25 protein-coding genes are annotated in these 26,010 nt (G+C 49.9%); 19 read left to right on the top strand and 6 right to left on the bottom strand.

The genetic code is table 11. From position 1 onward, the window contains the following. Positions 1-681: 681 nt before the first annotated feature. The 5 genes from ACWHYD_RS16720 (at position 682) to ACWHYD_RS16740 (ending at position 4,602) form a co-directional block, all read left to right on the top strand. Entirely contained in the window at positions 682-1,437 is a 756-nt protein-coding gene (locus ACWHYD_RS16720) for a hypothetical protein (RefSeq protein WP_447963160.1), read from the top strand. Beyond that, entirely contained in the window at positions 1,434-2,444 is a 1,011-nt protein-coding gene (locus ACWHYD_RS16725) for a ribonuclease Z (RefSeq protein WP_447963161.1), read from the top strand. The genes ACWHYD_RS16720 and ACWHYD_RS16725 overlap by 4 nt, the downstream gene beginning before the upstream one ends. Before the next feature lie 24 nt (positions 2,445-2,468). Continuing rightward, positions 2,469-2,807 carry a DUF3147 domain-containing protein gene (locus tag ACWHYD_RS16730; RefSeq protein WP_447963162.1) on the top strand — a complete coding sequence of 113 codons (339 nt, stop codon included), beginning with the start codon at positions 2,469-2,471 and terminating at the stop codon, positions 2,805-2,807. 79 nt (positions 2,808-2,886) lie between these two features. After that, positions 2,887-3,306, top strand: a complete 420-nt coding sequence (locus tag ACWHYD_RS16735; protein WP_447963163.1) for a DUF6941 family protein — start codon at positions 2,887-2,889, stop codon at positions 3,304-3,306. Positions 3,307-3,666: 360 nt separating this feature from the next. After that, complete coding sequence (locus tag ACWHYD_RS16740) at positions 3,667-4,602, top strand: TraB/GumN family protein (protein ID WP_447963164.1); 936 nt, start codon at positions 3,667-3,669, stop codon at positions 4,600-4,602. Between the two features lie 20 nt (positions 4,603-4,622). Here the strand turns inward: ACWHYD_RS16740 and ACWHYD_RS16745 are convergent, their stop codons facing one another. Continuing rightward, on the bottom strand, positions 4,623-5,432 hold the full coding sequence (locus ACWHYD_RS16745; protein ID WP_447963165.1) for an SDR family oxidoreductase: 810 nt from the start codon (positions 5,430-5,432) through the stop codon (positions 4,623-4,625). A gap of 670 nt (positions 5,433-6,102) precedes the next feature. Here ACWHYD_RS16745 and ACWHYD_RS16750 point away from each other — a divergent pair. From ACWHYD_RS16750 to uvrA, 4 genes are all read left to right on the top strand, one after another. Continuing rightward, the gene (locus ACWHYD_RS16750; protein ID WP_447963166.1) at positions 6,103-6,591 is read left to right on the top strand and encodes a nucleoside deaminase; all 489 of its coding nucleotides are present in this window, start codon (positions 6,103-6,105) and stop codon (positions 6,589-6,591) included. A gap of 46 nt (positions 6,592-6,637) precedes the next feature. Next, positions 6,638-7,468 (top strand): ROK family protein, encoded by an 831-nt coding sequence (locus tag ACWHYD_RS16755; RefSeq protein WP_447963167.1) that lies wholly within the window; start codon positions 6,638-6,640, stop codon positions 7,466-7,468. A gap of 93 nt (positions 7,469-7,561) precedes the next feature. Further along, on the top strand, positions 7,562-7,951 hold the full coding sequence (gene crcB, locus ACWHYD_RS16760) for a fluoride efflux transporter CrcB (protein WP_447963168.1): 390 nt from the start codon (positions 7,562-7,564) through the stop codon (positions 7,949-7,951). A gap of 147 nt (positions 7,952-8,098) precedes the next feature. Continuing rightward, positions 8,099-10,924, top strand: coding sequence for an excinuclease ABC subunit UvrA (gene uvrA, locus ACWHYD_RS16765; RefSeq protein WP_447963169.1), 2,826 nt, complete (start codon positions 8,099-8,101; stop codon positions 10,922-10,924). A gap of 162 nt (positions 10,925-11,086) precedes the next feature. Here the strand turns inward: uvrA and ACWHYD_RS16770 are convergent, their stop codons facing one another. After that, on the bottom strand, positions 11,087-11,386 hold the full coding sequence (locus ACWHYD_RS16770; protein ID WP_447963170.1) for a type II toxin-antitoxin system RelE/ParE family toxin: 300 nt from the start codon (positions 11,384-11,386) through the stop codon (positions 11,087-11,089). Next, positions 11,383-11,601 carry an addiction module protein gene (locus ACWHYD_RS16775; RefSeq protein ID WP_447963171.1) on the bottom strand — a complete coding sequence of 73 codons (219 nt, stop codon included), beginning with the start codon at positions 11,599-11,601 and terminating at the stop codon, positions 11,383-11,385. Before ACWHYD_RS16775 ends, ACWHYD_RS16770 begins: the two co-directional genes overlap by 4 nt. A gap of 392 nt (positions 11,602-11,993) precedes the next feature. Between ACWHYD_RS16775 and ACWHYD_RS16780 the strand changes: the two genes are divergently transcribed. Beyond that, positions 11,994-12,494: a hypothetical protein gene (locus tag ACWHYD_RS16780; protein WP_447963172.1), complete on the top strand. Its 501-nt coding sequence runs from the start codon at positions 11,994-11,996 to the stop codon at positions 12,492-12,494. Positions 12,495-12,542: 48 nt separating this feature from the next. After that, positions 12,543-13,322, top strand: a complete 780-nt coding sequence (locus ACWHYD_RS16785; protein WP_447963173.1) for a L,D-transpeptidase — start codon at positions 12,543-12,545, stop codon at positions 13,320-13,322. 155 nt (positions 13,323-13,477) lie between these two features. Here the strand turns inward: ACWHYD_RS16785 and ACWHYD_RS16790 are convergent, their stop codons facing one another. Then, positions 13,478-14,032 (bottom strand): Slp family lipoprotein, encoded by a 555-nt coding sequence (locus tag ACWHYD_RS16790; protein ID WP_447963174.1) that lies wholly within the window; start codon positions 14,030-14,032, stop codon positions 13,478-13,480. Positions 14,033-14,539: 507 nt separating this feature from the next. Between ACWHYD_RS16790 and ACWHYD_RS16795 the strand changes: the two genes are divergently transcribed. Beyond that, a complete protein-coding gene (locus ACWHYD_RS16795; RefSeq protein WP_447963175.1) occupies positions 14,540-14,962 on the top strand; it encodes a DUF6335 family protein in 423 nt (140 codons plus the stop codon). Between the two features lie 208 nt (positions 14,963-15,170). On the opposite strand, the gene ACWHYD_RS16800 is transcribed toward ACWHYD_RS16795, so the two are convergent. Together ACWHYD_RS16800 and ACWHYD_RS16805 are read right to left on the bottom strand one after the other, a co-directional pair. Continuing rightward, positions 15,171-15,533, bottom strand: coding sequence for a Spy/CpxP family protein refolding chaperone (locus tag ACWHYD_RS16800; protein ID WP_447963176.1), 363 nt, complete (start codon positions 15,531-15,533; stop codon positions 15,171-15,173). Positions 15,534-16,016: 483 nt separating this feature from the next. Then, the gene (locus ACWHYD_RS16805; protein WP_447963177.1) at positions 16,017-16,355 is read right to left on the bottom strand and encodes a tRNA-binding protein; all 339 of its coding nucleotides are present in this window, start codon (positions 16,353-16,355) and stop codon (positions 16,017-16,019) included. A 325-nt stretch (positions 16,356-16,680) separates the two neighbouring features. Here ACWHYD_RS16805 and ACWHYD_RS16810 point away from each other — a divergent pair, with 325 nt between their 5' ends. From ACWHYD_RS16810 to ACWHYD_RS16840, 7 genes are all read left to right on the top strand, one after another. Next, on the top strand, positions 16,681-17,043 hold the full coding sequence (locus tag ACWHYD_RS16810; RefSeq protein ID WP_447963178.1) for a hypothetical protein: 363 nt from the start codon (positions 16,681-16,683) through the stop codon (positions 17,041-17,043). A 520-nt stretch (positions 17,044-17,563) separates the two neighbouring features. Beyond that, a complete protein-coding gene (locus tag ACWHYD_RS16815) occupies positions 17,564-20,023 on the top strand; it encodes an ATP-binding protein (RefSeq protein ID WP_447963179.1) in 2,460 nt (819 codons plus the stop codon). Positions 20,024-20,211: 188 nt separating this feature from the next. Then, complete coding sequence (locus tag ACWHYD_RS16820; RefSeq protein WP_447963180.1) at positions 20,212-20,649, top strand: DUF2780 domain-containing protein; 438 nt, start codon at positions 20,212-20,214, stop codon at positions 20,647-20,649. A 44-nt stretch (positions 20,650-20,693) separates the two neighbouring features. Further along, positions 20,694-21,383 (top strand): DUF2959 domain-containing protein, encoded by a 690-nt coding sequence (locus tag ACWHYD_RS16825; protein WP_447965890.1) that lies wholly within the window; start codon positions 20,694-20,696, stop codon positions 21,381-21,383. Positions 21,384-21,487: 104 nt separating this feature from the next. Continuing rightward, positions 21,488-21,739: a GlsB/YeaQ/YmgE family stress response membrane protein gene (locus tag ACWHYD_RS16830; RefSeq protein ID WP_447965891.1), complete on the top strand. Its 252-nt coding sequence runs from the start codon at positions 21,488-21,490 to the stop codon at positions 21,737-21,739. Positions 21,740-22,028: 289 nt separating this feature from the next. Next, a complete protein-coding gene (locus tag ACWHYD_RS16835; RefSeq protein ID WP_447963181.1) occupies positions 22,029-22,238 on the top strand; it encodes a hypothetical protein in 210 nt (69 codons plus the stop codon). A 137-nt stretch (positions 22,239-22,375) separates the two neighbouring features. Then, positions 22,376-25,948, top strand: coding sequence for a hypothetical protein (locus ACWHYD_RS16840; protein ID WP_447963182.1), 3,573 nt, complete (start codon positions 22,376-22,378; stop codon positions 25,946-25,948). Positions 25,949-26,010: the final 62 nt, after the last annotated feature.

The raw sequence follows: 26,010 nt of genomic DNA on the forward strand, positions 1-26,010 counted from the left end.
ATGAAACCGGTTTTCCAATCGCTTCGAGGGGATTGTAGAAGTGCTTGACCTACCAAGCTATCCCTCACCCCTGCATAAACACTACTGAATCTCTTTATTCCCCTACTCCACGGTTTACCTCTCTTCACCCCAATTTGTCACTTTTTCTCACACTTATTTAACACTTGGCTTTTGGCGTTAAGAATCGTGAGGAGAGGTAACCCTTATCCCACAAAATCGGGCTGAGTACCTACAGAAACGAAGCAAGCCCAACCATACTTTTTGACGTGTCCACAAAACCGGAGGAAGATCATGAAGAGTCTTTTTGGGAAAAGACAAATCATGGATGGAATGAGCGGACATATTTGATCCCGCTAAACAGGATGATGGGATCAAATAGCAAACCGTAATGCCGCTACATAGAAAACTCAGTTAACCTGCATTAGACTATTCGCTAACCTATGAAGAACCCTGAGATGGTCTAAAAGTGAATATGCCAAGCCCTAAGGCTCTCAATTCGTGTAATAAGCGGAATAAGCCGGAGTGCATTACTACGTCACTCTGGCACGGATTGAGGCCGGGATATATGACCCTCGTCTCACCATGCTCCGGAAGTTGGCCGTTGCATTAGGGGCCGCCACGAAAGGCTTAAAACTGGACCCTGCTGAAACCTTGCGCTATCTATAAGAGTATCCAGTTCAATTGATTTCTACAAATTGCTATGAAGAAACGATTGATGCCTTCCATGACCATTGCACGCCTGTGATATCCCAGAAAGAACGAGCCTCAGGATTAGCCTTTCTCCCGGTTTTCGCCACAATCGGGTTTTACCTCTTACCGGCACACTGGCAACTCCACACTGCCGCCCAGTTTGCTCCACAATTGATGGCCTATGGCGCCTTATGCACCTGGGCATATAAAAATGGGGATCAACTCCACAAACTTGGGCTAAAATTCAACAACATACAGGCAGGGATTCTCCGAGGGACTGTGATTGGCATCACACTGGGAATACTGAATACTGGGATTATCTTGACCGTCATGCCTGCTTTGGGGGTGGACATCAATTTTCTTTCCCAGACCCCTCATGCCCAGGTTCCGTTCTGGATCATGTTACCGTGGTTCATCATCCTGATTGCCATGGGGGTGGAATTGAATTTCCGCGGATTTCTCCTGGGCCGATTACTGATATGGTTTCAAGATGTGCGTCAACTCGATCACCCCTCGACCACCAATATTTGCCTACAGAATTTCCTCCCCTTATCCATATCGGCTCTGACGTTTTCATTTGATCCCTTTATGGTGTCGACATTCCGTGAATTACATTGGATTGCCATATGGGATGGCCTGGTGTGGGGATGGCTATGGATGCGATGGCACAATCTCTATATGGTCATAGCGGCTCATGCTGTGGAAGTGATTCTTCTCTATCTCATCTTACGGGGAATATTGACATGACACCCTCGTTTTCGCCTCATCTGGTGAATCATCCCTTTGGAGACCCCGGCCTCTATGTTGATATACGTTGGAGCCGGCGTGCCCTGCTCTTTGATCTAGGGGAGAATGTGTCGTTGAGCCCCACCCAGCTTCTACGGGCGCAGGATATTTTCATCTCTCACACGCACATGGATCACTTTATCGGGTTTGATCGGCTTATTCGTGTGGCCCTGGGTCGTGGCAAACACCTTCGATTGCATGGGCCACCAGGTCTTATTGAAAACATTCAAGGCAAACTTCGTGGTTATACCTGGAATCTGGTTGATGGATATCCACTCACCATCGAAGCCAGAGAATATCACCCCACCCATATCCAATCCGGGCATTTTCATGCGAAGGACGCCTTTGTCTGTAAACAGGAGAACTTAATCCCAGGCGATCATTCCCACATTTTTCCGGTTCTTCAAGAACCGGCTCTTCTTGTGAAAGCCGTCGCGCTCAACCATCGGATCCCGTCGCTGGCTTTTTCCCTGGAAGAACCGTTTCACATCAATATTAAAAAAGCCCGACTCCATGAGGCTGGTCTTCCGGTCGGCTCCTGGCTCAAGGACGCCAAACAATTAATAGTAGATGGCGCACCGGATTCGCACACCTTTTCCGCCACGTTGTATTTTGAACACCGGAAAGAAGAGCGAGTATTTGATGTGGGAATCATGAAACGGGAATTCGTGACGATCACCAAGGGACAAAAGATCGCCTATGTCGTGGATTGCCGTTATGATGCCGACAATGAGCAACGGATTATTCAGTTATCCCAAGGGGCAACGACCTTATTTTGCGAGGCACCATTTTTAGAAGCCGACCGGGACAAGGCTGCCAATCGCTACCACCTTACGGCCCGCCAGGCAGGAATCCTCGGACGAAAAGCCGGGGTACAACAATTGGTCGTCTTTCATTTTTCTCCCAGGTATACCGGGCAGGGAGACAAACTTCACCAGGAGGCCATGGAGGCCTTCTATGAACAATAATTACACATGACGCGAGGAGGGACGATGCCGGAATGGGTTAGATATGGGTTGTATTTTGTCCTGGGCGGAACGTTAGTGAGTGTCTCCACATATCTGGGAAGCCATGGGAGAGGGTTTCTGGCTGCCTTGGCCAGCACTCTGCCGGTCATCAGCGGAGTAACTTTCATCCTTATCTTCGTCAATGCCGGACCGGCTCCGACCGTTTCGTTTGCCAAACACATGATTTGGCTTTCTCCCCCATGGTTTGTCTATGTGGGAACGATGATTGCGTTTGTCCCCAATTTAGGCTTTTGGACGGCATATGGTTTGGCGATCGTACTATATTTGGTGGGAGTGGGGCTGACCCGACTGTTTCTTAGCTAACAGAAAAACCCCGGCATTGGATAATCAACATAGAAGAGTCTTCGAATAATCATGTGAAAAGATAGAGAGGACAAAGAATATGGCGGGGTTTATCAAACCGATCATTCACGCATTTTTAGTATGTGACACCATTATCATCGATAGTCTGACGGGGAAAAAGAGTCTCATTGGTGCATTTACGCATCTTTGGGCCAAAACGTTCCCCTGCCAGCACCCACAAGTCGGCGTGTATTTTTCGCTCACCGATGCAGAAGGCAGGTACGCATTTGAAATCCAACTGGTGTACCTCGATCAAGACCAAACTGTCGGCAAAGGTTCCCTCCCCCCCATTGACATATCCAACCGCTTAATGACCCAGGATTTTGGGGTGAACATTCCCTACCTCATGTTTCCTGGGCCGGGTCGGTATGAATTTCGTCTGTATGCCGATGGTCATTTCATCACCCAAAAAGACTTTCAGGTTATCCAACAAGAATCCTCTCCCTCCCCACAGTCCTGAGTCCGTATCAGCTTTCTCCTCTCACCAAGACATCTAGCCCCCCTTCGTATGAAGTGAGAGACGGGAAATCCGGCAGAGCTCATTCCACTATACGGATAACCTGATCAATATCGGTAAATAGACCTGGCAGGAACATGCCCATTCTTGTTGAATTCGACAAGAACCAGTCGCACATTCCATCAATCTCGATATCGCAACTCAATCTCTGCATTTCACCTTTTCCCTCCAACCACCGATGAATTACCCGGAAAGAAACACCCGACGAATATAAGAACCCAAAGAAGATGCCGGACACCGGGGCACATAACTCTCTCACACCCAAATCAGGACCTGATCACACCTTCAACAGGGGGATTTGAAATGGCTGCATTCCATCACCATCAAGGGAAACTACGCCTACGCTGTCTGTTCATTCTGATCCTCTTTGTTTTGGGAACTGGGACGGTCAATGGCCAGGTGGTCGGGGATGGGTACAACAACAGCCTGATTTACAAAATCCAATCTGACACGAATACCGTCTATATTTTGGGTTCGATCCATGTATTGGCCGAAGAATATTATCCTCTCACCAGATCCTTCTCCTATGCTTATTACAATTCACAAAAGGTCGTCTTTGAAATTGATCCGGAAATACTTTTTTCTCCCGATTCATTTTCTCAACACCAAAAACAGTACACCCTCCCAAAAGGGAAAACACTGGAAACGGTGCTCTCACCAAAAACCTATACGCTGGTCAAACAGAAAATTAAAGCCTTGGGAGGGAAAATCCAGGATTTCCAACAATACAAACCCTGGGTACTCTATCTCACGCTAAGCGGACGATTTGATTCTTCCATAGATTTCCGGCCTGAATTAGGAATTGAAAATCATTTCTATCGCATGGCCAAGGATGCCGGAAAACCCACGGGCGGGCTGGAAACCATTCAAGACCAATTGAATGTGTTCGATACTCTTCCGTTCAACATCCAGGATGCTCTTCTTCAGGAATCACTCGCCGCGGCGGGGTCAAGGGAACGAGAGCAGGCGTTTTTACATATGGTGAAAGACTGGCACCAGGGAAATCTCGACGGGTTGGAACAATTGGTGGAGTCATTCAAAACCTACCCGCTGTTCTACAAAAAACTTCTCGTCCAACGAAACCAGAACTGGATTCCCCAAATAGAATCGTTCTTACAAGAGGAGAAAAACGTCTTGATCATTGTGGGTGCGGCTCACCTTGCGGGAAAAGATGGATTACTCGCACTGCTGAAAGAAAAAGGCCACCAGATTGAACGAGTGTCTTATGCCATGCCCTAGAGCGGCAAAGGAATCTCCCGTTACGGCCGATCAGCATCGGCCATGCCTTTTCGGGCTATCCAATCAATCATCTGCGGGCTCATTAATTTCATCCATCGGCCCCATTGTCCTCTCCAGGATGTAAACACCAGTCGTTTCCGCAGGGTCATGCCCTTGATGATCATGTCCGCACATTTCTCGGCGGGTAAAAATCTGGAATGGCCATCAAGTATTCGCCCGAAGGGTTGACCGTGAGGCCCGATACTTCGTTCATGAATTTCGGATTGCACGAAATCGGGGGCCACAATGGTTACGGTGACTCCGGTTCCTGCCAACTCAATACGAAGCGACTCAAAAAATCCGTTCATCGCATGCTTACTGGCACAATAGGCTGAATGAGCAGGCAATCCCGTAAAACTTGCAACGCTGGAGATTGCAACAATCCTGCCTTGCGTGGCCTTTAAAAACGGCAACGCAGATTTGGTACAGTACACGCTGCCGAAAAAATTCACCGCCATCACGCGTTGATACAGTTCCACGTCGTGAGCATCCTCCACCGTCGACCACATGGACATGCCAGCATTATTCACCAACACATCAATCCGGGAATAATGAGTCACCACCTGTTGAATCATCGCGGAACAGGCATGGGGATCCGTCACGTCCGTCGGAATGACCAGTGCAGACGCTCCCAAATTTTCACAGGCGAGTGCGACCTCCTGCAAGCGTGACCGATCTCTCGCAACAAGGACCAGCTTGGGAGCCTGTGGCGCCAACGCACAAGCGAGCGCTTTTCCAATCCCCGAAGACGCCCCGGTGATGAGAATCACCTGGTTTCTAAAATGATTCATCGTCTCTTTCCCATGGATTGATAACGGGCTAGGACCCTATTGACAGATTTTTCTGACGAGCGTAGCATTACTTCTGCGCTCATAAAAGCCGATTATGAATGGAAGGAGAGAATGAGCGTGCATCTCCTTTCAAACCGTAAAGAGGAAAGGGGGTCTCAGATGGACGACCTTACTCCACCGGATTATTTTGGCCCATCGGCGGCAAAACCCGCCTCAGTCTCCTGACGGGCCTTCTCGTTTTTGCCGGATCACATCCCTGCTCCAACACAAGCATGCCAAAAGGCATTTGCCAGTGGGCACCCTACCGAGCTTGGAAGTGAGTCACAAGAGGGATCTTCAACCTTCATAACTGGAAGATTCGGCCAAACCATAAACGAGAAACGCGTCATTAGCCTACTGATGGGCCATGCTAGACATGAGGTTCACTGTTTGTGGTGTATACCACATAATCCGAGGGGCTCCCTTTCACGGGACAAGCCCCTCGGGTTGTTTTTCAGACCGGCACCACAATCCCATAACCGTTCTTCACACCTTCTGCCACTCAAACCCCTGACTCCCTGATATGAGCATCCCTTCTACACGGTTTCAACCATATTGCCTTGAGTTACCAGGCTGGATCACCGATTATCTTGCACAACAACCGGAGACATACCCGACTCCGGATGCTCGTATGAAATTGGTCGTTAAGCTGGCACAACTCAACATTCAATATGGAACAGGGGGACCATTTGGGGCAGGAGTTTTCCGCATGGATACTCAAGAATTGGTCGCGCCAGGGGTGAATCTTGTTCTTTCGTCGAAAAGTTCAATTGCCCATGCTGAAATCGTCGCGATGATGATGGCACAGCAAATCGTTCGTTCCCATAATTTAGGGGCAATCGGGCTTCCCAGCCATGAGCTGGTTACCAGTTGCGAGCCCTGCAGTATGTGCTTGGGCGCGATTTCCTGGTCCGGTGTTCGACACATCGTCTGTGGCGCCAGAGGAAGCGACGCTGAAGCGGTTGGATTTGATGAAGGCCCCAAACCTGCGAATTGGATGATGGAACTTGAACAGAGGGGAATTGCGGTCACCATGGATATCGGGCGAACTCATGCCTCCGCAGTCTTACAACAATATGTTCAGAATGGCGGAGTAGTGTATAACGGTCGACGAGGCTAGATGGGGACCATTTCAACTTCTTTTTAAACTTCGAGGAGATACTCCCATGACTCCCAAACAAGAAAATTCAAAGGGCCCCCACTCACCCATCACCCTCGCCATTGATATTGGCGGATCCGGAATCAAAGGCCTCTTGCTCGATCAGTCCGGTCAACCTCTTTCTGAACGGGTACGAATGGTCACACCGAAACCCGCAACACCACAGGCCATTGTCCCGCTTATTATGGAAATTGCCCAAACACTCGGGCAATTTGATCGCGTATCAGTCGGCTTTCCCGGTGTGATTCATCAGGGGTGGGTGAAAACAGCGCCCAACCTGGATGTATCCTGGCCCGGAACCTATCTCGTTGGCGAACTGGAACAACAGCTCAAAAGGCCGGTTCGGGCAGCAAATGATGCGGATGTGCAGGGTTATGGCGCGATCAAAGGCCAAGGGGTCGAAATGGTCATTACCCTGGGAACCGGATTTGGCACCGCGCTATTCATTAATGGGCACCTCGTGCCTAATATGGAAATTGCTCACCACCCCTTTCGAAAACAAGAGACCTACGAAGTACAACTGGGTGCCCCTGCACTCAACAATGTGGGGAAAAAGCGATGGAATCTCCGTCTGGCCAAAGCCATTGAGATATTAGATCGAGTGATTAATTTCGACCATCTCTACATAGGCGGGGGCAATGCAAAAAAGGTCACCATCCCACTGCCATCTCATGCCACAATCGTCCCAAATACAGCAGGTCTTCTTGGGGGAATCGCGCTCTGGGCCGATCCCAATGTGGTCCTTCCACCGACAACCAAGAAGCCTGGCAAAAGGACCACACGAAAACAGACTCCTCGAAAAAAGTCATCAAACACTCGACAGAAAAGAAGAAAATGACTCCCATACACGACTCACCACCCAGTTCGCCCCACGCCAAATCGCGCCGGACCTTCATCCTGAAGGAAATTGCCTAACCGGCATACGCCAACCATGATTCCTTACGGATTACCACAACTCCTCTGGATAGGTCTGGGTGGGTTCTTAGGTTCGATAGGCCGATTTGTGGTCGCCGGCTTCTTTAACCGCCTGATCCCGACTCTGGCCTTCCCCATTGGCACGTTGGCCGTAAACATACTCGGCTGTTTCCTGATCGGGTTACTCCATGGAGTGGCCGAGTCCAGGAATATCCTGGGAACGGACACCAGAATTTTTCTGTTTATTGGCGTCCTGGGTGGATTCACGACCTACTCGACCTTCGGATTCGAATCCCTGGCACTCCTGAAAGACGGGGCCATGCTCAAAGCCTCCGCCAATATCATCATCCATGTTTTCGTGGGTCTCGCCGCTGTCTGGCTGGGTGATACATTAGGACGACTCTAGGCTCAGGGGCCTTCTTCCTCATTTCAATGCACCCAATACATTTGTTCATGGATTCCTTCTCTTGAGGCTACTTGGCGAGAAGGGGGTGAACAGGGTACAACCATAGATTCGTTTTTTCCACGATCCGAATGGTCAGCATCCCTGAATATGTCCTCAAAAAAACCAGTTTCACCTTCCAGCTCCCCCCATGCCGACCTGATCATTGAAGGCGCGCGGCAAAATAACCTCAAAAACATTTCGCTCCGCATCCCGCACAACGCCGTCACCGTGGTCACCGGTGTATCAGGATCAGGGAAATCCTCTTTGGCCTTCGATACCCTGTTTGCGGAAGGCCAGTGGCGGTATGTGGAATCGCTTTCATCCTATACGCGCATGTTCCTGGACCGCGTCAAACGGCCTGATGTAGACCGACTCACCAATATCCGTCCCTCGATTGCCTTGGAACAAAAAAATCCGATTCGAACCTCACGGTCCACCGTCGGCACGACCAGCGAAATTTCAGATTATCTCCGGTTGCTGTTTTCCAAAATCGGACGACTGACCTGTCCCGACTGCAAGGTAGAAGCCATCGCCCACCACCCCACCACGGTCGCTCAAGATTTATTGAAACGGTTTCCCAAGGAACGCGCCCTCGTTTGTTTCCCCAAATCTGCGCCCCATCCTGATGCCCTGGAGTTCATGAAAACGGCACTTCTCAAGCAAGGCTTCATTCGTATCGTCCTCAACAAGCAACTGATCAACCTCAACACGGATATTCTTCCCACATCTCTGCCATCCGAACTGTTGGTCGTCGTGGATCGCCTGACGTTAGATCAGGAATCCCGCAGCCGATTGGTCGAAGCCTTGGAATCGGCGTTTCGCGAAAGTGAAGGCCGCGCAAGCGTCATCATCGGAGACTACGACCCCTTAGGCTATAGCGCCCATTTGTCATGTCCGGGGTGTGGCAGGACGTTCCCGACGCCACGCCCCGTGTCCTTTTCCTTCAATCATCCACTTGGGGCCTGTCCCGAATGCAAAGGGTTCGGCAACATCCTGCGCTACGACGAACGGTTACTGATTCCCGACCCCGAAAAATCCCTACAGGACGGCGCGATCGAACCATGGACGAAACCCTCCAATGTCTGGTGGCAGAAAGAAATGCTCAAAGCCTTCAAGAAAAAAAACCTCGACCCAACCACACCCTACAGCCAGCTCAGCCAAGCGGAACGGGACCTGATTTGGAAAGGAGAAGGAAAGCTCGAGGGCATCGATGATTTTTTCAAATATCTAGAAGGCAAACGCTACAAGATGCATGTCCGGGTCTTCCTCAGCCGGTATCGCAGTCCCTCGCCTTGCACAACCTGCCAGGGAACCCGCTTACGGCCGGAATCCCTCATGGTCAAAATCAATGAATGCCACATTCATGGGGTCTGCGGATGGCCACTCTCGGATCTTCAACGATGGCTTCAGACCCTGCCGCTGAGAACATTTGAGGAGGCGATCGCCAAGGATCTGTTGACTGCCTTGCAATCGAAACTATCATTTCTCCTGCGCGTGGGTTTGGACTATCTCACACTCAACCGCGAAATGAGGACGTTATCCGGAGGCGAAGCTCAGCGTATTCATCTGGCGACACAATTGGGCAGTCAGCTCATGGGCACACAATATGTCCTGGATGAACCGACGATCGGCCTCCATGCACGCGATACCGAAGCCATGGGCATGATTTTGCGAGAGTTGGCGGCGCGGGGCAACACCGTCATTGTGGTGGAACATGATCCGCAGATCATTCAACAGGCCGATTACATCGTCGAACTGGGACCACAATCAGGCAATCAAGGCGGAGAGGTCATCTGCGCGGCCCCCTATCACACCTTTCTCAAGCATCCCCAATCACTCACCGCACAATATTTACGTGGGGAACGAACCATTCCCTTACCTTCCAAACGTCGATCGGGAAATGGAAAAGCTCTTCAGTTCACAGGAGTGAGGGAACAAAACCTCAAAAGCCTCACCCTCAACATTCCCCTCGGCACGCTGGTCTGTGTCACCGGTCCCTCCGGATCAGGGAAAAGTACCCTGGTGGAAGCCACCATCTATGCAGCCCTTGCGCGTTTTTTTAAGGTGGACACTCCTCCGCAACCTGAGCTAGCAAGCATGACGGGACAGGAACATCTCCGAACCGTCTGCCTTATTGACCAGGAACCCATCGGCAAAACCCCGCGCTCGAATCCCATCACATACATTAAAGCCTATGATGAAATTCGGGCCTTATTTGCGCAGTCCCCGGAAGCGCGGGCGCACAGGCTCACCCCCGCGCATTTTTCCTTTAACACCGGGAAAGGCCGATGCGCTCGTTGCCAAGGCAATGGATATGAAAAACTGGAAATGTATTTCCTGGCAGATCTCTACGTGCCCTGTGCAGACTGTGAAGGAAAACGATTCAAGGAAAAAATCCTACAAGTTCAAGTCAAAGAACACTCCATTCATGACGTGCTCAATCTCACCGTCGATCAAGCGATGGTATTCTTCGCCACTTCCTGTCCCAAGGTCCTCAAAGGATTGCGCGTGCTTCAACAGCTCGGTCTTGGCTATCTCACATTGGGACAGCCCGCCACAACTCTTTCAGGTGGCGAAACCCAACGGCTTAAAATCGCCCGGGAATTGACCAACGCCCCAAAAAGATCAGCCGCCAACTCAGACCACAAAGGGGCCCTCTACATCCTGGACGAACCCACCAGGGGACTGCATTTGGAAGATATCACGCGCCTGTTAACCGTGTTGAAGCAACTGGTGGAAGAAGGGAATACGATCCTGGTAGTCGAACATCATCTGGACGTCATCAAATGCGCGGATTGGGTCATCGACCTCGGCCCCGGCGGAGGCGATTCCGGTGGCCACATCGTCGTCCAAGGAACCCCGGAAGACATCGCCAATAGCCCGGACTCCATCACCGGACAATATCTGAAAACTCTTCTTGCTCTCGGACGATAAAAACCTCTTGTCTATCGTCTTTTGCCATCACTTCCAGACAGAAAATTTTTCTAGTTTCCAATTGCGGAAAATCCAACAATTTCCGAAATGCATATGCCTCATGAAATCATTGATTGTGAAGGACAAATGGATATTCTCTTCACACCACTCTGCCGATTCCGGTTAATTCTCTTTTCTTAACCGGCTTCTGACCCATAAGGGATCCTTGCGGCAATCTAACACGGCATGTATACGCACTAAATCTTCATCGACGTGATAGTAAATGGCAAAGGGAAAACGTTTGGACAAACACCGAAAATAACCATACGTGACCTGGTGAATTCCGGCATACAACAGAAGGGAATCAACATTGGAAAACAGGCTGTCTAAGAAATTAGACCCAAGCCCAGGTTCCCGATTTTCATAAAAACGAAAGCCCTGGATTAAATCCTGCTGGGCTTCATCCAGGATCTGGATTTTCACGAGAGTTTATTGCGAATCTCGAGCTTGGCCTTCTCCCAATCTGTAAATTGAGATTTTCCCTCGGCGATTCGCTGGCCACGTTCTTCGAGAACATCACGGTGCCAGGGAGGAGATTCAATCGAATCGGGAGTACGGACAAGGTCCTCCCAAAGCAACTCCATGACCGCAAGCTTTTCCTGGAGGGTCATTTCTTTCAGAGGTAGGTTAAATGGCATAGGAAGAGTATACCTCAGTGCATAAGGTAAGGAAATCCTCTATATGGCAAAGCGCGGATTGGGTCATAGACCCAGGCCCCGGCGGAGGCGATTCCAGCGGCCACATCGTCGCCCAAGGCCAGCCGGAGGAAATCGCCAAGAGCCCAACTTCCATCACGGGAAAATATCTGAAGACTCTGCTTTAAAATTTAGTACCTAATGAAGATAGTATTCCAAAAGGCAGCTTCACGTCCTTGTTTCAATCATCCCGGGTTTTTTTGGATAAGAAAGGCCAGGGTTTTTACCAGCTTTCTCAAATCCGGTATTTCCTTTATAGTAACAGAACAGATCGTTTCTTAATTCAGAGTGCGCGTACTCTTATGCTCTTCCCTTCCTTTCAAAAACCATCCTTAGTGAGACAGGAAGTTCTCACTCTCTGCTTCTTCGTTATCTTGGCCCTCGGCATCCAGGGATGTTCTGATTCCGACGACGACAAAGCCTCACCGACTACCCAGACAAAGCCGGCTCCTGCGACGTCAGCAATTGCGCCAAAAGAGGCACAGGCCCCACCATCAAGCACTGGTGAGCAAGGAAATGATTCTCTCCCGGTCACAACACCGGAACCCTCCCGCCAACCAGCCCAGGAAGAATTGGAACGCGCGAACTTTGCCATAGGAAAAGCTGAACAACTCCTTCGTCGAGCTCCCATGGGCAAGGAATCGGACCTGGCATTATTGGCTTTGGAGCGGGACCTGGATTCAGCTCGAGGCCTTCTTCGAATCGGTCAGACTCATTTTGATGAACAGAAATATGAAATGGCCCAAGCTCAAGCCCACCAAGCCACGGAAAAAGCTTCAGCCGTGTATGAGCACATTGAGCAGGCCATCAGTACAGTTAACGAGGATTCTCGATAGCTTGACGGCTTTTAGGGTCGATCTGGTCTCTGGTGGTGATATCCCATCATGGCTCCCGACAACCGAGATTTTCAGTTTCCCCGGAAGACTTTTGAAACGATCAGAACCACCGGTTCCATAGTTTTCTGGGCGGCGGTAGCCTGGGGAGTCTTGATGCTTCCCTTTCTCGTTGTCCTCGCCTCACCTTTCCTGAATTCTGCCCAATCCATCCCGTTAACCACACCCTTCCTCCAGACTTCTCAGAGTTCATCCCAGGAAAGTCTTCCCTACTATAAGCCGACACACATGCCCCAGACCCTTTCTCAAGAAATTGAATCCCCGTTCTCCCAAACACACCAAACGGACTCCAACCGCTCACCGAATCAAAAGCCCGCATCCACACAAGCAAAAATCTCCATCCTTGTGGATATTTCCCGACATCGGCTTTTCGTCAAGGAGGGCGATCACATTCTGCATGAGGCCATTGCTTCAACCGGCAGGGGAAATATCTTAGCGGATCCCAGAAATCCAGAAAAAACCTGGACGTTCGAAACTCCCAAGGGGACGTTTGCCATTGAAAGCAAGTTAGAAAAACCGGTATGGATTCGTCCCGATTGGGCCTTCATCGAACAAGGCGATCCGGTTCCTGACAAGATGGCCGATCGATTAAAACCGGGAGTGCTCGGGCGCTATGCGTTGGGTTTTGGCAATGGATATTTCATTCATGGTGCCTTGTATTCAAACTTATTAGGACAGGATGTCACCCACGGATGCATTCAACTGCATCCTAAAGATCTTCAATTTGTGTTTGAAACAGTCCCATTGGGCACCCCAATCATCATTATTTAAATAATTCCAGTGTTCGATTCTCTTCCGCTCGGTGTCGTTTACAACCCGGGTTTGATCAAAAAAATGAAGACGTGTTTCAGGAGTGAAATGAAAAGGGGCAGATCTCCATTACCCTTTCCTTTTATGGTAGTTTTCAGCCTCCTTCGATGAAACAATCAGTAATAGGAATATGCGAGCGGACGATATCCGCTATAAAAATCAGTTGGATAACCCCGGCCCCAACGAAATCCGGAATATCCGCGACCCCCATAAAGTGCCTCGTCCCATATGGTCAAATCCTTAATGCCAAAAATGGGAACCTCTTGTGAATCTTCACCAACTTGGATGGTTTCATGGCCTATAATCTCACCGACAATGGATATGGCTCGTCCTTCTTCAAGCACAGCAGGATCTAATGGATCCTTTCCCTTCGATAATGCGATGAATCGACCCTGAGTTTTGGTGCGTTGATTCGCTGGAGTATAATCCTCGTTCAGTGGGAGCTGAAGAACTTCAATTCTGGTCGCATCCTGCTTCCGATTGACCGAAAGCACTTCTCCTCCGACAACCATTAACTCCCCTTGATGATTATCAGGGTTCTCTCGTATCTGCTTAAAGTCCAAGGTATGGTTGACTTGGTTTTCCAAGCTCTCGGGGATTACCTGGTACTGAGAGCATCCAGTAAATATAAGCGAAAGAAACAGTATGGATGAGAAGGGTGACTTTTTCATGGCAGCAATTTCTCCTTAGCGGATTTAATACGAGAAAAAGGTCGACAATAATGAGAGCCAAACTTTCGTGTGATTAATAAAACCACTTGTATATTTCTTAATGTTACCGCAATCGCTCGGGTTTGAATCCTGCCAAAAACCCTTGGGGAAAGTGATCAAATACGGACCTGAAAATTTCAGGAAGTCATGAGTTTCAAAACTTTTAGGCATTCTCCCAAAATTTATGGTCCATACACTGGATAGGATAATCGCCAAATAATCGGCCCGATGAAGAAATCGAACAAAGGCATTTCGAGAATGAACTCCCGCCCTTGACCCCCTTTTAAACAATTCCCCAGGCCAGGCTTCATCCCCTATTTTTAATGGAACTATTAACAGTCTTCTCCCCTTGAACATTTCCCAGGGTTTTCTCCAGTTCAGTACTCAATGGCCATGGGATACAGTGAAGATTAAAACCTATTACAAAGTTCAAGTCTGTTTGCTGCTTATCCAAGATAAGGAGGACCCATGGCCAAGAAAAAAAATACGGATCTATCACGGCGGGATGCGGATACCATAAGTCGACGATATATTGTAGATCAGGATTTTGCTGAAGAGGCTATGCAAGAGGAATTTATCGAGACAGGGGCTCAGCATGTATCGGAGGTAGTCCTTACTCGTGGAAACAGCCGACAAAAACAGGCCAGACGTTTCGCTGGAAATCTTGACGCAACCCTAGATGCGGGTAGTTCCGGCGATGAAACCGTAGGGGGTTCCAATCCTACTCCGGATCAAGATACCGTGGATGAGTTGGGCGAGGCGGTGGGTCTTACCTTTGAAAATTCTGAGGAACTTGCAGGAGAGAAAGTGTATGAACGGGATACCCACCGATGGGAATTGGACCCTGCATCCTCTGAAGATTATACGGAACGCATCAAAAGATATCGCTAAGCTTCTTCAGCACAGCCAGAGAAAGGATAAATTGAACAGAGTTTCAAACAACCGTTCTATGAGCGGAACTGTAGGGGTGGGTAAGGTTGATTATCCTCACCCGTTCTTATTAAAGCCACAGGCTAAAGGGCTTCAGGTTAACCAATCACGGCGCGGCTTTCATCTCATTTCACGCCTTCAAAACACTGGCTATCTTCAACTGTGCGAGCTACAAACCACCATGGGGGGAATGTCCCTCTACCTGACTCATGCGTTGATGCAAGATCTCTCTAAATTTTTCGTATTGATCCTTAGTCAATACACCTCTCAATTTCAGCAGGGAGTCGATGCGCGCCATCATCATATCTTCTTTAATAGCTCCAATGGTTTTAACCTGCTCTTCAATCGCCTGCCGGTCTGGCTCATCCTTCCCCAGCAGGGTCGCAAGGTCGACTTCCGCCGTTCGGACATCAGCGGTTTTTTTGACGACCATTTTATCGTAATCAAGTCGAAGCCGATGAAAGTCCTCTTTTTGTCCTTCGCTCAACATTAAATCTTCTTCAATTGAGCCGGAAAAATGATGATGATCCATATAATTTTGAGTTACATGCGGAGATTCGGATTCGTGCCTATAGGATTCATGAGAACGTTTGCCCTCGGTAGAACTTTTTCCATCATGCGCACAGCCGCTTAATACAAAAATGATAGAGAGGAGAAAAAGGAAACCCTTTTTCCCAGGATCAGGCCGAAATAGGTTTTTTCTTGTAGGTATGAACGCCATAGTCGTCTCCTCTGGTTTAAGCGGTGGACCATTTCTTTTCCAATAGTTGTTTGTGTCTATTATCAAAGAGCAGCATACCTCTCACACCTGGAAAGAACCCTGGATTCCTGAAATCTTAGGAACTAAATGGTGTATTTAACATTCTGAATAACTCTGGTGTCAGCATGTATTTCATCATCTCCAGCCATTCCCACCCATCCCACAGAGACCTCACGATATTTCAACTATTCCGAAGTAGGTGAAACGTGTTGTAAGGCATGGTTCTATCAGCAAATAATTTAAGCAACATAGAAACTACAACAACTTTGTGCCTAGGGGAACAGGCTTGTCCGGAACACATAACGCTACCTCCCCGTTCTCAGTATGAAATCCTGTGACCAGGCATTCCGACATCAACGGACCGATTTGTTTGCTTGGAAAATTCACCACGCCGACAACCAGCTTACCCACTAATTCTTCCGGCTTGTAAAGGCCCGTGACCTGAGCGCTCGATTTCTTCATGCCGATGTCCTTCCCAAAATCAACTTGGAGAATGTAGGCAGGCTTTTTGGCTTCCGGGAACCGCACCGCACTCACAATGCGCCCGACACGGAGTTCGACTTTTGCAAATTCATCCCAGGATATGGTCTCCACCACGGCCTCCTTCAATAACTAACAGCGATTTTTTTCGCTAAAAGAATACTATTCTTCCCCAGAAGCCCTGTCTTACTTTTGGGCTATATCTTTGCCCTACCGGCTCTATTTCAAATAAAATAGTTACTCCTTTAATCCCCTCACCCCTAGGTGGTCCCCAGCTATGATTTCCAGGCTTGAGGCTACACCATCTCCTCAAAAACAGAGCTTTGCAGCACCTGTCCATTCCCTCATGGAAATCCCAAACTTTTTGCTTAAGATTGCAAGAGGTTATGCCGACTCACACCAATGTGATTTAACCTGACCGTATCTTAAGGAGAATAACATGTCCAAAATCTGGCGTTTGGTTCTGTTACTAACATGCATGTTGGTGGGATGCAGTACCACGGGGAATTTGGGAATTGTGACCAAAAGCTCAGCCGACCCAGCCTCGCTTTTGAAAAACAGCCAGGGCTATGAGGAGTTAGGACCAACTGAAGGACAAGCTTGCCGTCATTTCATTCTGGCCATTATCCCGTTTGGCCAATCGGACATGGCTAAAGCGGTGGATAAGGCCTTAGAAGCCACAGGCGGAGATGCCTTGCTCAATGTCTCAGCAGAAAGCAGCCTGTACGGTTTCATTCCCATATACAACGTCTATACTTTTACCTGTACCACGGTCAGAGGAACCGCGATCAAATTTAAATAGAGTACTGAGTTGGCCTTGAATTTTTCGTGACCAAAAGCCAGTCGGCCAGTCAATTTGGAAATCTTCAATGGTTACCCTTCAGGAAACCTCAGTATCATCAATTAGTATTTTTGAGGTGGAAGCATCCAATATCCGTTTTAAATTTTCCTAATCCGGGCTTTGGGGTTGGGACCTGCTAACGGCGACTGATCACAGGGTCAATCGCCGTTTTTTTTAACGATCCATCCCTATTCCCTCCAGTAGCTTTTTCCTGAAAATCATCCGAGGATTAGTCAGACTTTCTCCCTTCGTCCTTCCTTCTTTGCCAGAAACGAATCATACCCCTTCTTATACAACCCGAACCGCCTCTGCTCCCACCCCTTACTGGAAAAAGAGATTCTTTATTCTTTTATTTCTTGGATGCGGTTTCCCATGACACTTTGTTATCGTTTCAGGTGTTCATGAGGGGAAAACCCAGCAGCCGAAATTGAACTTCTAAAGAAAACCCTCTTTCTGCGCTAAACTAAAGGAGCGTCCAGGGATGTCTGATTTTGAAAAGCTCGGGGTGTTTTATTTAGGGAGGCCATACGACCTCGCCACCAAATCAGCCAAACCCGGCTTACTCCTTTATGACTCGAAGGATCTGGTCACCCATGCCGTCTGCGTGGGCATGACAGGCAGCGGCAAGACCGGCTTGTGTATCGGGCTGTTGGAAGAAGCCGCGATCGACAATATCCCTGCCATCATCATTGATCCCAAAGGGGATATCGCCAACCTCTTACTAACATTTCCGGATCTGCGCGGCAGTGATTTTCTTCCCTGGATTAATCCTGATGACGCCAAGAAAAAAGAACTCACGCCGGAAGCCTTCGCGGACAAGGAAGCGGACAAATGGAAAGCGGGCTTGGAGTCCTGGGGCCAGGAAGGAGCCAGAATCGCGAAACTCCGGGAAGCCGCGGACTTTTTGGTCTATACCCCTGGCAGCACCGCCGGGCTTCCTGTTTCCATTCTGCAATCGTTTTCAGTGCCTTCTCCCAAAATCCTTGAAGACGCAGAACTCTTAGGTGACCGGGTGGGCACCACCGCGACCAGCTTGCTCAACCTCGTTGGTCTGGACGCCGACCCCCTGCAAAGCCCCGAACATATTCTGCTGGCCAATATCTTAAAAACCTCCTGGGAAGCCGGCCGGGACCTGACGATTTCCTCGCTCATCCAACAGATTCAAACTCCGCCGTTTTCCAAATTGGGGGTGATGGACTTGGAATCGGTTTTCTCTTCAAAGGATCGCTTTGCATTGGCCATGCGATTTAATAATTTATTGGGAGCGCCAGGGTTCTCCGCATGGCTGGAAGGCCAGCCGATGGATATCGATCAGATTTTGCATTCGCCAACCGGCAAACCCCGCATCGCCATTTTTTCCATCGCGCATCTGAATGACACGGAGCGCATGTTTTTTGTGAGCCTACTCCTCACTCAAATGGTCAGTTGGATGCGAAGCCAATCCGGCACCACGAGTCTGCGCGCGCTGCTCTATATGGATGAAGTCTTTGGGTTCTTCCCTCCCATCAAAAATCCGCCATCCAAAGCCCCCATGCTCACCATGCTGAAACAAGCTCGAGCTTTTGGCCTTGGGGTCGTCCTTGCGACTCAAAATCCAGTTGACCTGGATTACAAAGGATTGGGCAATACGGGCACGTGGTTTATCGGGCGTCTCCAGACCGAACGGGATATGGCGCGCGTGCTGGATGGATTGGAGGGAGCTGCTGCCAATAGTGCAGGACACTTCAATCGTCAGAAGATGGAACAGATCATCTCCGGCCTCGGAAACCGGGTGTTCCTCATGAACAACGTCCATGACGACGGACCGGAAGTTTTTGAGACCCGCTGGGCTTTGTCCTATCTTCGGGGACCGTTAACCCGAACGCAGATCAAAACCTTGATGGATCCGGTAAAAGCTGCACTTTCTTCTACAGCCTCATCCGATTCCACAAAAAGCCTAACTGCCCCTTCTCAATCTTCTGCCGGAACACCTTCCAAGGTCGGCGCCCCACATCCACCTGTTCTTCCCCCGGACATCCGCCAACATTTTGTGCCCGTTCGGGGAGCGAGCCCCGCAAACGCTTCACTCCTCTATCACCCACGGCTGTATGGCGCCGCATCGGTTCATTACCAGGATGCCAAAACACAATTGGATGAAGTCCGTGAGGTCCAGGCTCTTGCGTCCATGATTTCCGGTCCGGTCCCGGTCCAGTGGGATCAAGCGGAATCGGTCGATATTCCACCCACTGATTTAAATACCCATCCTGCTGACGGAGCACAGTTCGGGGATCTGCCGGGGGCCGCCAGCCAGGCGAAATCCTATAAGGGCTGGGAAAAGGATTTCGAGGATTGGGTCTACCGGACACAAACCTTGGACCTATTCCGGAATGCCTCGTTAGGAGTGACATCCGACCCACATGAATCGGAACGTGATTTCCGCCTTCGATTACAACAGCTCGTCCGCGAACGTCGGGATGAAGAGACCGAGACCCTCAGGAAAAAATATGCCGGGAAAATGTCGACTCTTGAAGATCGTATCCGGCGGGCGGAGCAGGCCGTCCAACGGGAATCCGAGCAAGCCAAACAACAAAAACTCCAAACAGTGATTTCCATCGGCGCGACCCTCCTGTCGGTATTCATGGGACGTAAAACCGTCAGCCGATCCTCGATGGGCCAGGCCACCTCCGCCGTTCGTGGCATGAGCCGAACCATGAAAGAAGGCAAGGATGTGGATCGTGCCGAGGAAAACGTGGACGCCCTTCAACAACAATTGGCAGCTTTGGATACGGAGTTACAACAAGAGATCCAAGCACTGACCACTCAGTGGGATGTCCAAACCATTCCCCTGGAGACTCTCACTGTGCGCCCCAAAAAGACCAATATTTCGACGCAATTGGTGTCTTTGACGTGGGTCCCGTATTGGGCGGAAACCAGCGGCCAACAGACTCCAGCGTGGCTTTGACGCCCCAGAGTTTCCAACCAAAGATTTGTCGATTCGGGTTTCTTTTAGAGCGGCACATCCCGTATCCTATTCCGTACGGCTGATGCTTCAGCATCAATAATCGACTACAGTGGAAGCGATCGGCCCACCCCTCACTCACTTTTCACCCGCATGTCCACTCATTCGATTGTTCACTAGGAGGTCTTGCCATGGAATTGATTCAACAACTAGTCAGCAGTTTGAACATCAATGAAGGCCAAGCCAAAGGCGGCGCCGGTCTTTTGTTCAACCTCGCGAAAGAAAAATTGAGCTCCGGAGAGTTTCAACAGCTCACTGACAAGGTTCCAGGGGTCAAGGACCTCTTAGGAGCAGCACCCGCTACCTCCCCAGCTGCCTCCGCGGGCGGCGGCATGATGGGAGCATTAGGAGGAATCGCCGCTTCGCTCGGTGCCGGGGGATTAGGTGACAAGATGGGGGGATTGGGAAATCTCGCCAATTTGGCAAGCGGGTTTTCGCAACTTGGGTTAAGCCCTGATATGATTGGAAAGTTTGCCCCGATCGTCCTTTCCTTCGTCCAGAATCAAGGAGGAGATTCCATGAAGGGTCTTCTGGAAAAAGTCTTGAAGCCCGGGCCTTCGACAACCTGATGATTGGCCCAATGAATATAAACCCTTTGCACAAGGATGACATGATGTACCCTCAATATTCTCCAGTAGGTTCTCGCAGATTCTTTCCTTACCTGACATGGGGAGTCATCCTCTTGAGTCTGAGCGCGTTTGGTTGCCAGAGCATCTATTATGATGCCATGGAGAAGATCGGTTATCACAAACGCGACCTGATGGTAAGTAATGTGGAAAAAGCCCGCGACGCTCAAGAGGACGCCAAAGAACAATTCAAGTCGGCGCTTGATCGGTTTACCAAAACCCTCAATATCGAGGGGGGTGAATTACAGGACAAATACGACGTGCTGAATGCGGAATACGAACAGAGCGAGGCCAAAGCCCAAGCGGTTCGAGATCGCATCGCGTCGGTGGAGGATGTCTCAGAGGCCTTATTTGAAGAATGGGAGGCGGAACTCAAGGAATATTCCAGCGCCGCCTTGCGCAAAAACAGCCAAAAGCAACTGACACAAACACGGACCCAATATGCTCAATTGATCAAAGCCATGAAACGGGCGGAGACGAAAATGGATCCGGTGTTGGCGAAATTCAAAGACCAGGTCCTCTTCCTCAAACACAACCTGAACGCCCAAGCCATCGCGTCGTTGAAAAGCGAGCTCGTTTCGGTGGAAGGCAACATCGCCTCTCTCATTAAAGAAATGGAAGCCTCTATCAAGGAAGCTGATTCCTTCATTGCCTCAATGGAAAAAGATAAGGCATAACCATTCGGGCCTTTGCCCGTCCCAGGGCGTCACTCGTCCTGTCAGCAAGAGGCAGGCGAGTGACACCTATCATCATTCATCCTGACTCACAAGGAGGGTCTTCGTTGGGCATCATTTCCTGGATCGTGTTCGGCCTCATTGCAGGAATCCTCGCCAAGCTTCTCATGCCGGGGAAAGACCCCGGTGGAATGATTATTACCATCTTGATTGGGATCTTCGGCGCCATGGTGGGCGGATTCATCAGCACCTACTTTGGCTATGGCGAGGTCACGGGTTTTAATCTGCCAAGTTTCGGCATTGCCGTTGGCGGGGCCTTTCTCCTCCTTTTTGCCTACCGCCTTATCAAAGGAAGCTAATACCCACACCACCAAACCTTCAACTTACGTTTCTCCTGTGACTCCCTCGCCTCGCCCGCTCCCTATCGTTTCAAACAGGCCCGCCTGGTGACTGCGGTCATTCCGAAAAGGATTCCCCTTTCCCTCGCATTCAAAAATTCCCTATCAGGTATCCCTAGAAAACATTCCATTCCTTTATTTAAGGCCTAAAGTTGACTAAACTCTTAGGTAATCGACGCTACGGGGAATTAGAGCGTTATGGGATCATACGAAGTATAAGGCTCCTCGCTCTTTTATGAGAGTAACCGAGATGTTCGCCTCCCAGGGTTCAACGTCTGCCGTCTGGCCTGAGGAAGGGACGCTCCTCATGAGCCCAGGCAGGGCGTCTTTGGATTTGGATCCTTTTGTCAAAAACAAAAATGCCTCGTTTGCCGTGGCGAAACCCGGCTACATAGAAAAGCACGATGACACGAAAATTGGTGACACCAGTGCGATACGTTCACCTCCCAATAATTTTTGAATGACAAACTCCAAAATGGATTCCCGATACACATAATAAAACTGTAATACCAGAATCAAATATTCTGTATGATCTGTCCAAACTCCAATAACCAAAGAGGGTATGTCGCTGCCTGACAATTAAACCATTTCTCTTCCATGACCCCCGATATCCCCCAACAAGACACGCCTCCTTCGGCAAAGCCACCACGAACAAGAAAACTCTTGAAGTGGTTTGTCTGGCTAGGCATTGGCATCCTGACCCTTCTTCTCTGTGCCGGTCTGTTGTTGACCTATTGGTTTCCTTCGGACATGGTCCGGCAGGAGCTGGAAATTCGTCTTTCCGAGCTTCTTCAAGGTACGGTCAGGATCCAATCCCTTTCGTTTAATCTGCTCACCGGCCTTGAAGGCAGTCAATTGGAATTGACCAAGCCAGGCCAAACCCCACTTACATTCGAACATCTGACATTGGATTACAGCCTGTTGGGACTGCTGAAGGGCACCTTCACCATCAACGAAATCTCCATCGATCATGCAGACATATCACTCAATCTGCCTGAACTGACGAAGGCCGCTCCGGAGCCACCTCCCCCACCCCCTTCTGAACCGGCAACCCTTCCAACCCTCCCCGTCTCAATTAGTCTTGAAACATTCCGGATCAGTGAGAGCGATATCCAGGTAACGGTGTCGCCCGACCTGGCGGTGAACCTGACCGGTTTGAATCTACAGAGTTCGGGAACAATTTCATCGGATGATGCCCTTCTCAACGGCACGCTGCAGGTTGAGCAAGTCGCCGTGGCGCTTCAAGGAAAACATATTCAACTGCCTCTGAAGATAACATTCGATACGGCAATTCATCTTCCGACTCAACACCTTGATCTGAAACAGCTCACCATTGAATCGGATCAAGCCCTTCGCCTCACACTTTCCGGAACGATCAACGAATTCCTGACCAAAAAAAGCGTGAATCTTTCCCTGGCCGATACGGATCTTGACCTCGGGAACATTCTGGCCCTCGCCAAGGATTTTGTGCCACCGGATTTTGCCACGGCTTCAATTCACGGACGCCTTTCTCCCTCATTCACCATCACCGGCTCACTTCCCGACTCCGGATTTGAGGGAACCATCCACGCGGGATTAGACGGGAAAAATGTTGAGCTGCATTATCCAGAACTCGCACTGACCGTGGGACCGACCGATCTGGCATTCACCGCCCAGGAACTTCAGATTAAGGAAAACGTCCCCCTGACGGGAAACGTTTCAGCAAAACTTGCTACTCATGATGTGACATTTCAAGCGTATGGAATACAGAAATTTAATTTTATGCTTCAGAGCGACTACCAGGCGTCCGGCCCATTTTCGGGAAATTTGAAGGTCTCCGGCACTACCGCCTTACCCGGCGAACTAACTGGTACACCATTCACTCTTCCTTTCGCCGTGACCCTCGATACCAGTGGCAATCATCACACCCGCCACATCGAGGTGAAACATTTGAACGCAGACCTCAGCCCCTATGGCACCTTACAGGTAAGCGGCGCGATACAGCCTCATGCTGCTCCGAAGGAAGGCATGAATGCCTCGCTTAAGGTTCGTCTGTCGCCAAAGATCAATGAATTACTCGCTCTCATACCCAACGACCGGCTTCAAGGACTCGTTCTCCAGAAAGGGTCCGAACCGGATACCTTTGTGCTGCATGCCACCGGAGCACTTCATCCGGATTTCCGTCCCGAATGGGCAAAAGCAACTGCCGCACTCAAACTGTCCTCCCTTCAAGCTCAATTGGAATCCTTCGGCGCAGAAGGCACCATGCACCAACTTACCTTCCTGCTTGCTTCCGGCTACCGGGAAACCAATGGTGCAATTCAGGGAACGGTGGGATTTTCCTCAAATTTCTCTGACCTCCATGCGGCTGATACGGTGACAATCGGCACCAGCCATGTGATCTTGAAATCTCACTTTCAAGGCCATCTCTCGCCGACCTTTCAACCCACCAGTCTTCGCTCGGAAGACCAGCTTCAACTCACGCTCGGCGACCTGAGGTACCAGGATCCCAGTCTGACGGCCACCCTTCCTTCAATCAGACTGTCATCAACAACGAAAGAAGATGTATTCAAAAAAGATTTTCTATTGGAAAATCTCCGACTGACCAGCGAAGAGATAGTAGATATGGGGATGAAAGCCCGGTATCAGCAGGAGAGCCAACGATTTGATTTAGATCTGCAGCTACCGCTTCTCCATGTGGGCAACCTTCTCCCGCATCTGTCGGGACCACTCATGAAGGGAATAGAGGACATCAATCCAAAAGGACGGATCAGTCTGACCCTGCGAGCGGCGGGTAAAGTCCCCAACGAAGATGACCTCAAGAAACTAACCCTTCCGTTGGGAGTCAATGGAAAGCTCACGCTGCGGGATCTCGAGGGAGCCGTCTCGGGATATCGGGTTCAGGGAGGTAATGGCACCCTGGCCATGGCCTATTCGCCACGAGCCACACCTCAAACCCAACTCACCACGGATGTCACGCTCAATAGGATTTACTTGCCGGACACCCTCCCGATCAGAGAATTAGCCAACACCTCCCTGCACGTGAACCTGTCGTCTCCGGATCTTAATGAAGTCCAGATTGACCCGATCCATGTGACATCAACGGGGGTCGACCTTTCCATAAAGAGCGCAGTAGTGGGCTTGCGTGAGCTGTTGTCCTCCAGTTCGCCTCGTGGCACTCAATTAGCAAAACTCTTTGCCCAACTGCACACCCGCCTGGCTCTGGATGTAGAGACCTTCCAAGAAGCCTTGCAACCCTTGGGGATACAGGGAAACGGCAAGGCCCTGGTCACCCTGTCCATGCTCAAAAAAGAACAAGGAAATCTGGACGCCTCTGTGGAGATCGGGTCTGAAGCACTCTCCCTGACTCGGGATGGCACGGAACTCCATGACATGAACGGTGGGATACAGCTCAGAAAATCACTGGCCTGGAAACCTGATGAACTTCGGTCTTCCCCGAAAGAGAAATTTCAGCCGTCCGACCGTATTGCGCAACTCAAATCGTTTTCCCGGAAAGGACAGACCCTCACCATTGATCGTCTCCAGATCGGGCCATTCACAATTGAAAACTTCTCGACTAATTTGGCGTTTGAGCAACAGTCCCTCAAAATGCAAAATCTCGCCATGAATTTATTGGGTGGAGGGATTGGGGGAAATGTCATCATTGCCGCTGAAGATCCTCTGCGTCTATCGGCGGAGTTTGAAGTGGCGAATCTTGATGCCAATCGACTCATCCAGACGGAATCCAAAATCAAAGGGGATAGCATCATTGCCGCAACCATTGGACTCACGACCATGTTGCAAGGAACCACGGGGGCCGTGGATTTGAGCCGATTGGAATGCAACCTGCACATTACGCACATCGGAAAAGAAGCGCTGGATCGCCTCCTCGTGTTCCTGGACCCGGAAGGCAGCAGACCGACGATATCCAATGTTCGCGCGCAATTAAAGTTCGCGAATCCCTCACGGGTGACGATGGAAGTGGCCAGAGGCCAATTCAATCTGACGATTTACTTCCAGGGAAGTCTGATCCCCACCTTTAGATTGGAGCGCATCCCGATTGCCAAGATGAAAAACATCGAAAAACTTACCGCCGCCATACCCAACTGGGAAGAAATCGCAAAGATGCTGGATTTAATCGGAGCCGAAACCTACTCGTTCACTCCCGAAGGGGAGCTCGTGCTTCAGTAAGTGACAATCCTCTTATGTATTGTCATGCTGAGCCACGCGAAGCATCTCGCTAAGCCATGGCC

This window comes from Nitrospira sp. Ecomares 2.1 (genome assembly GCF_965152585.1).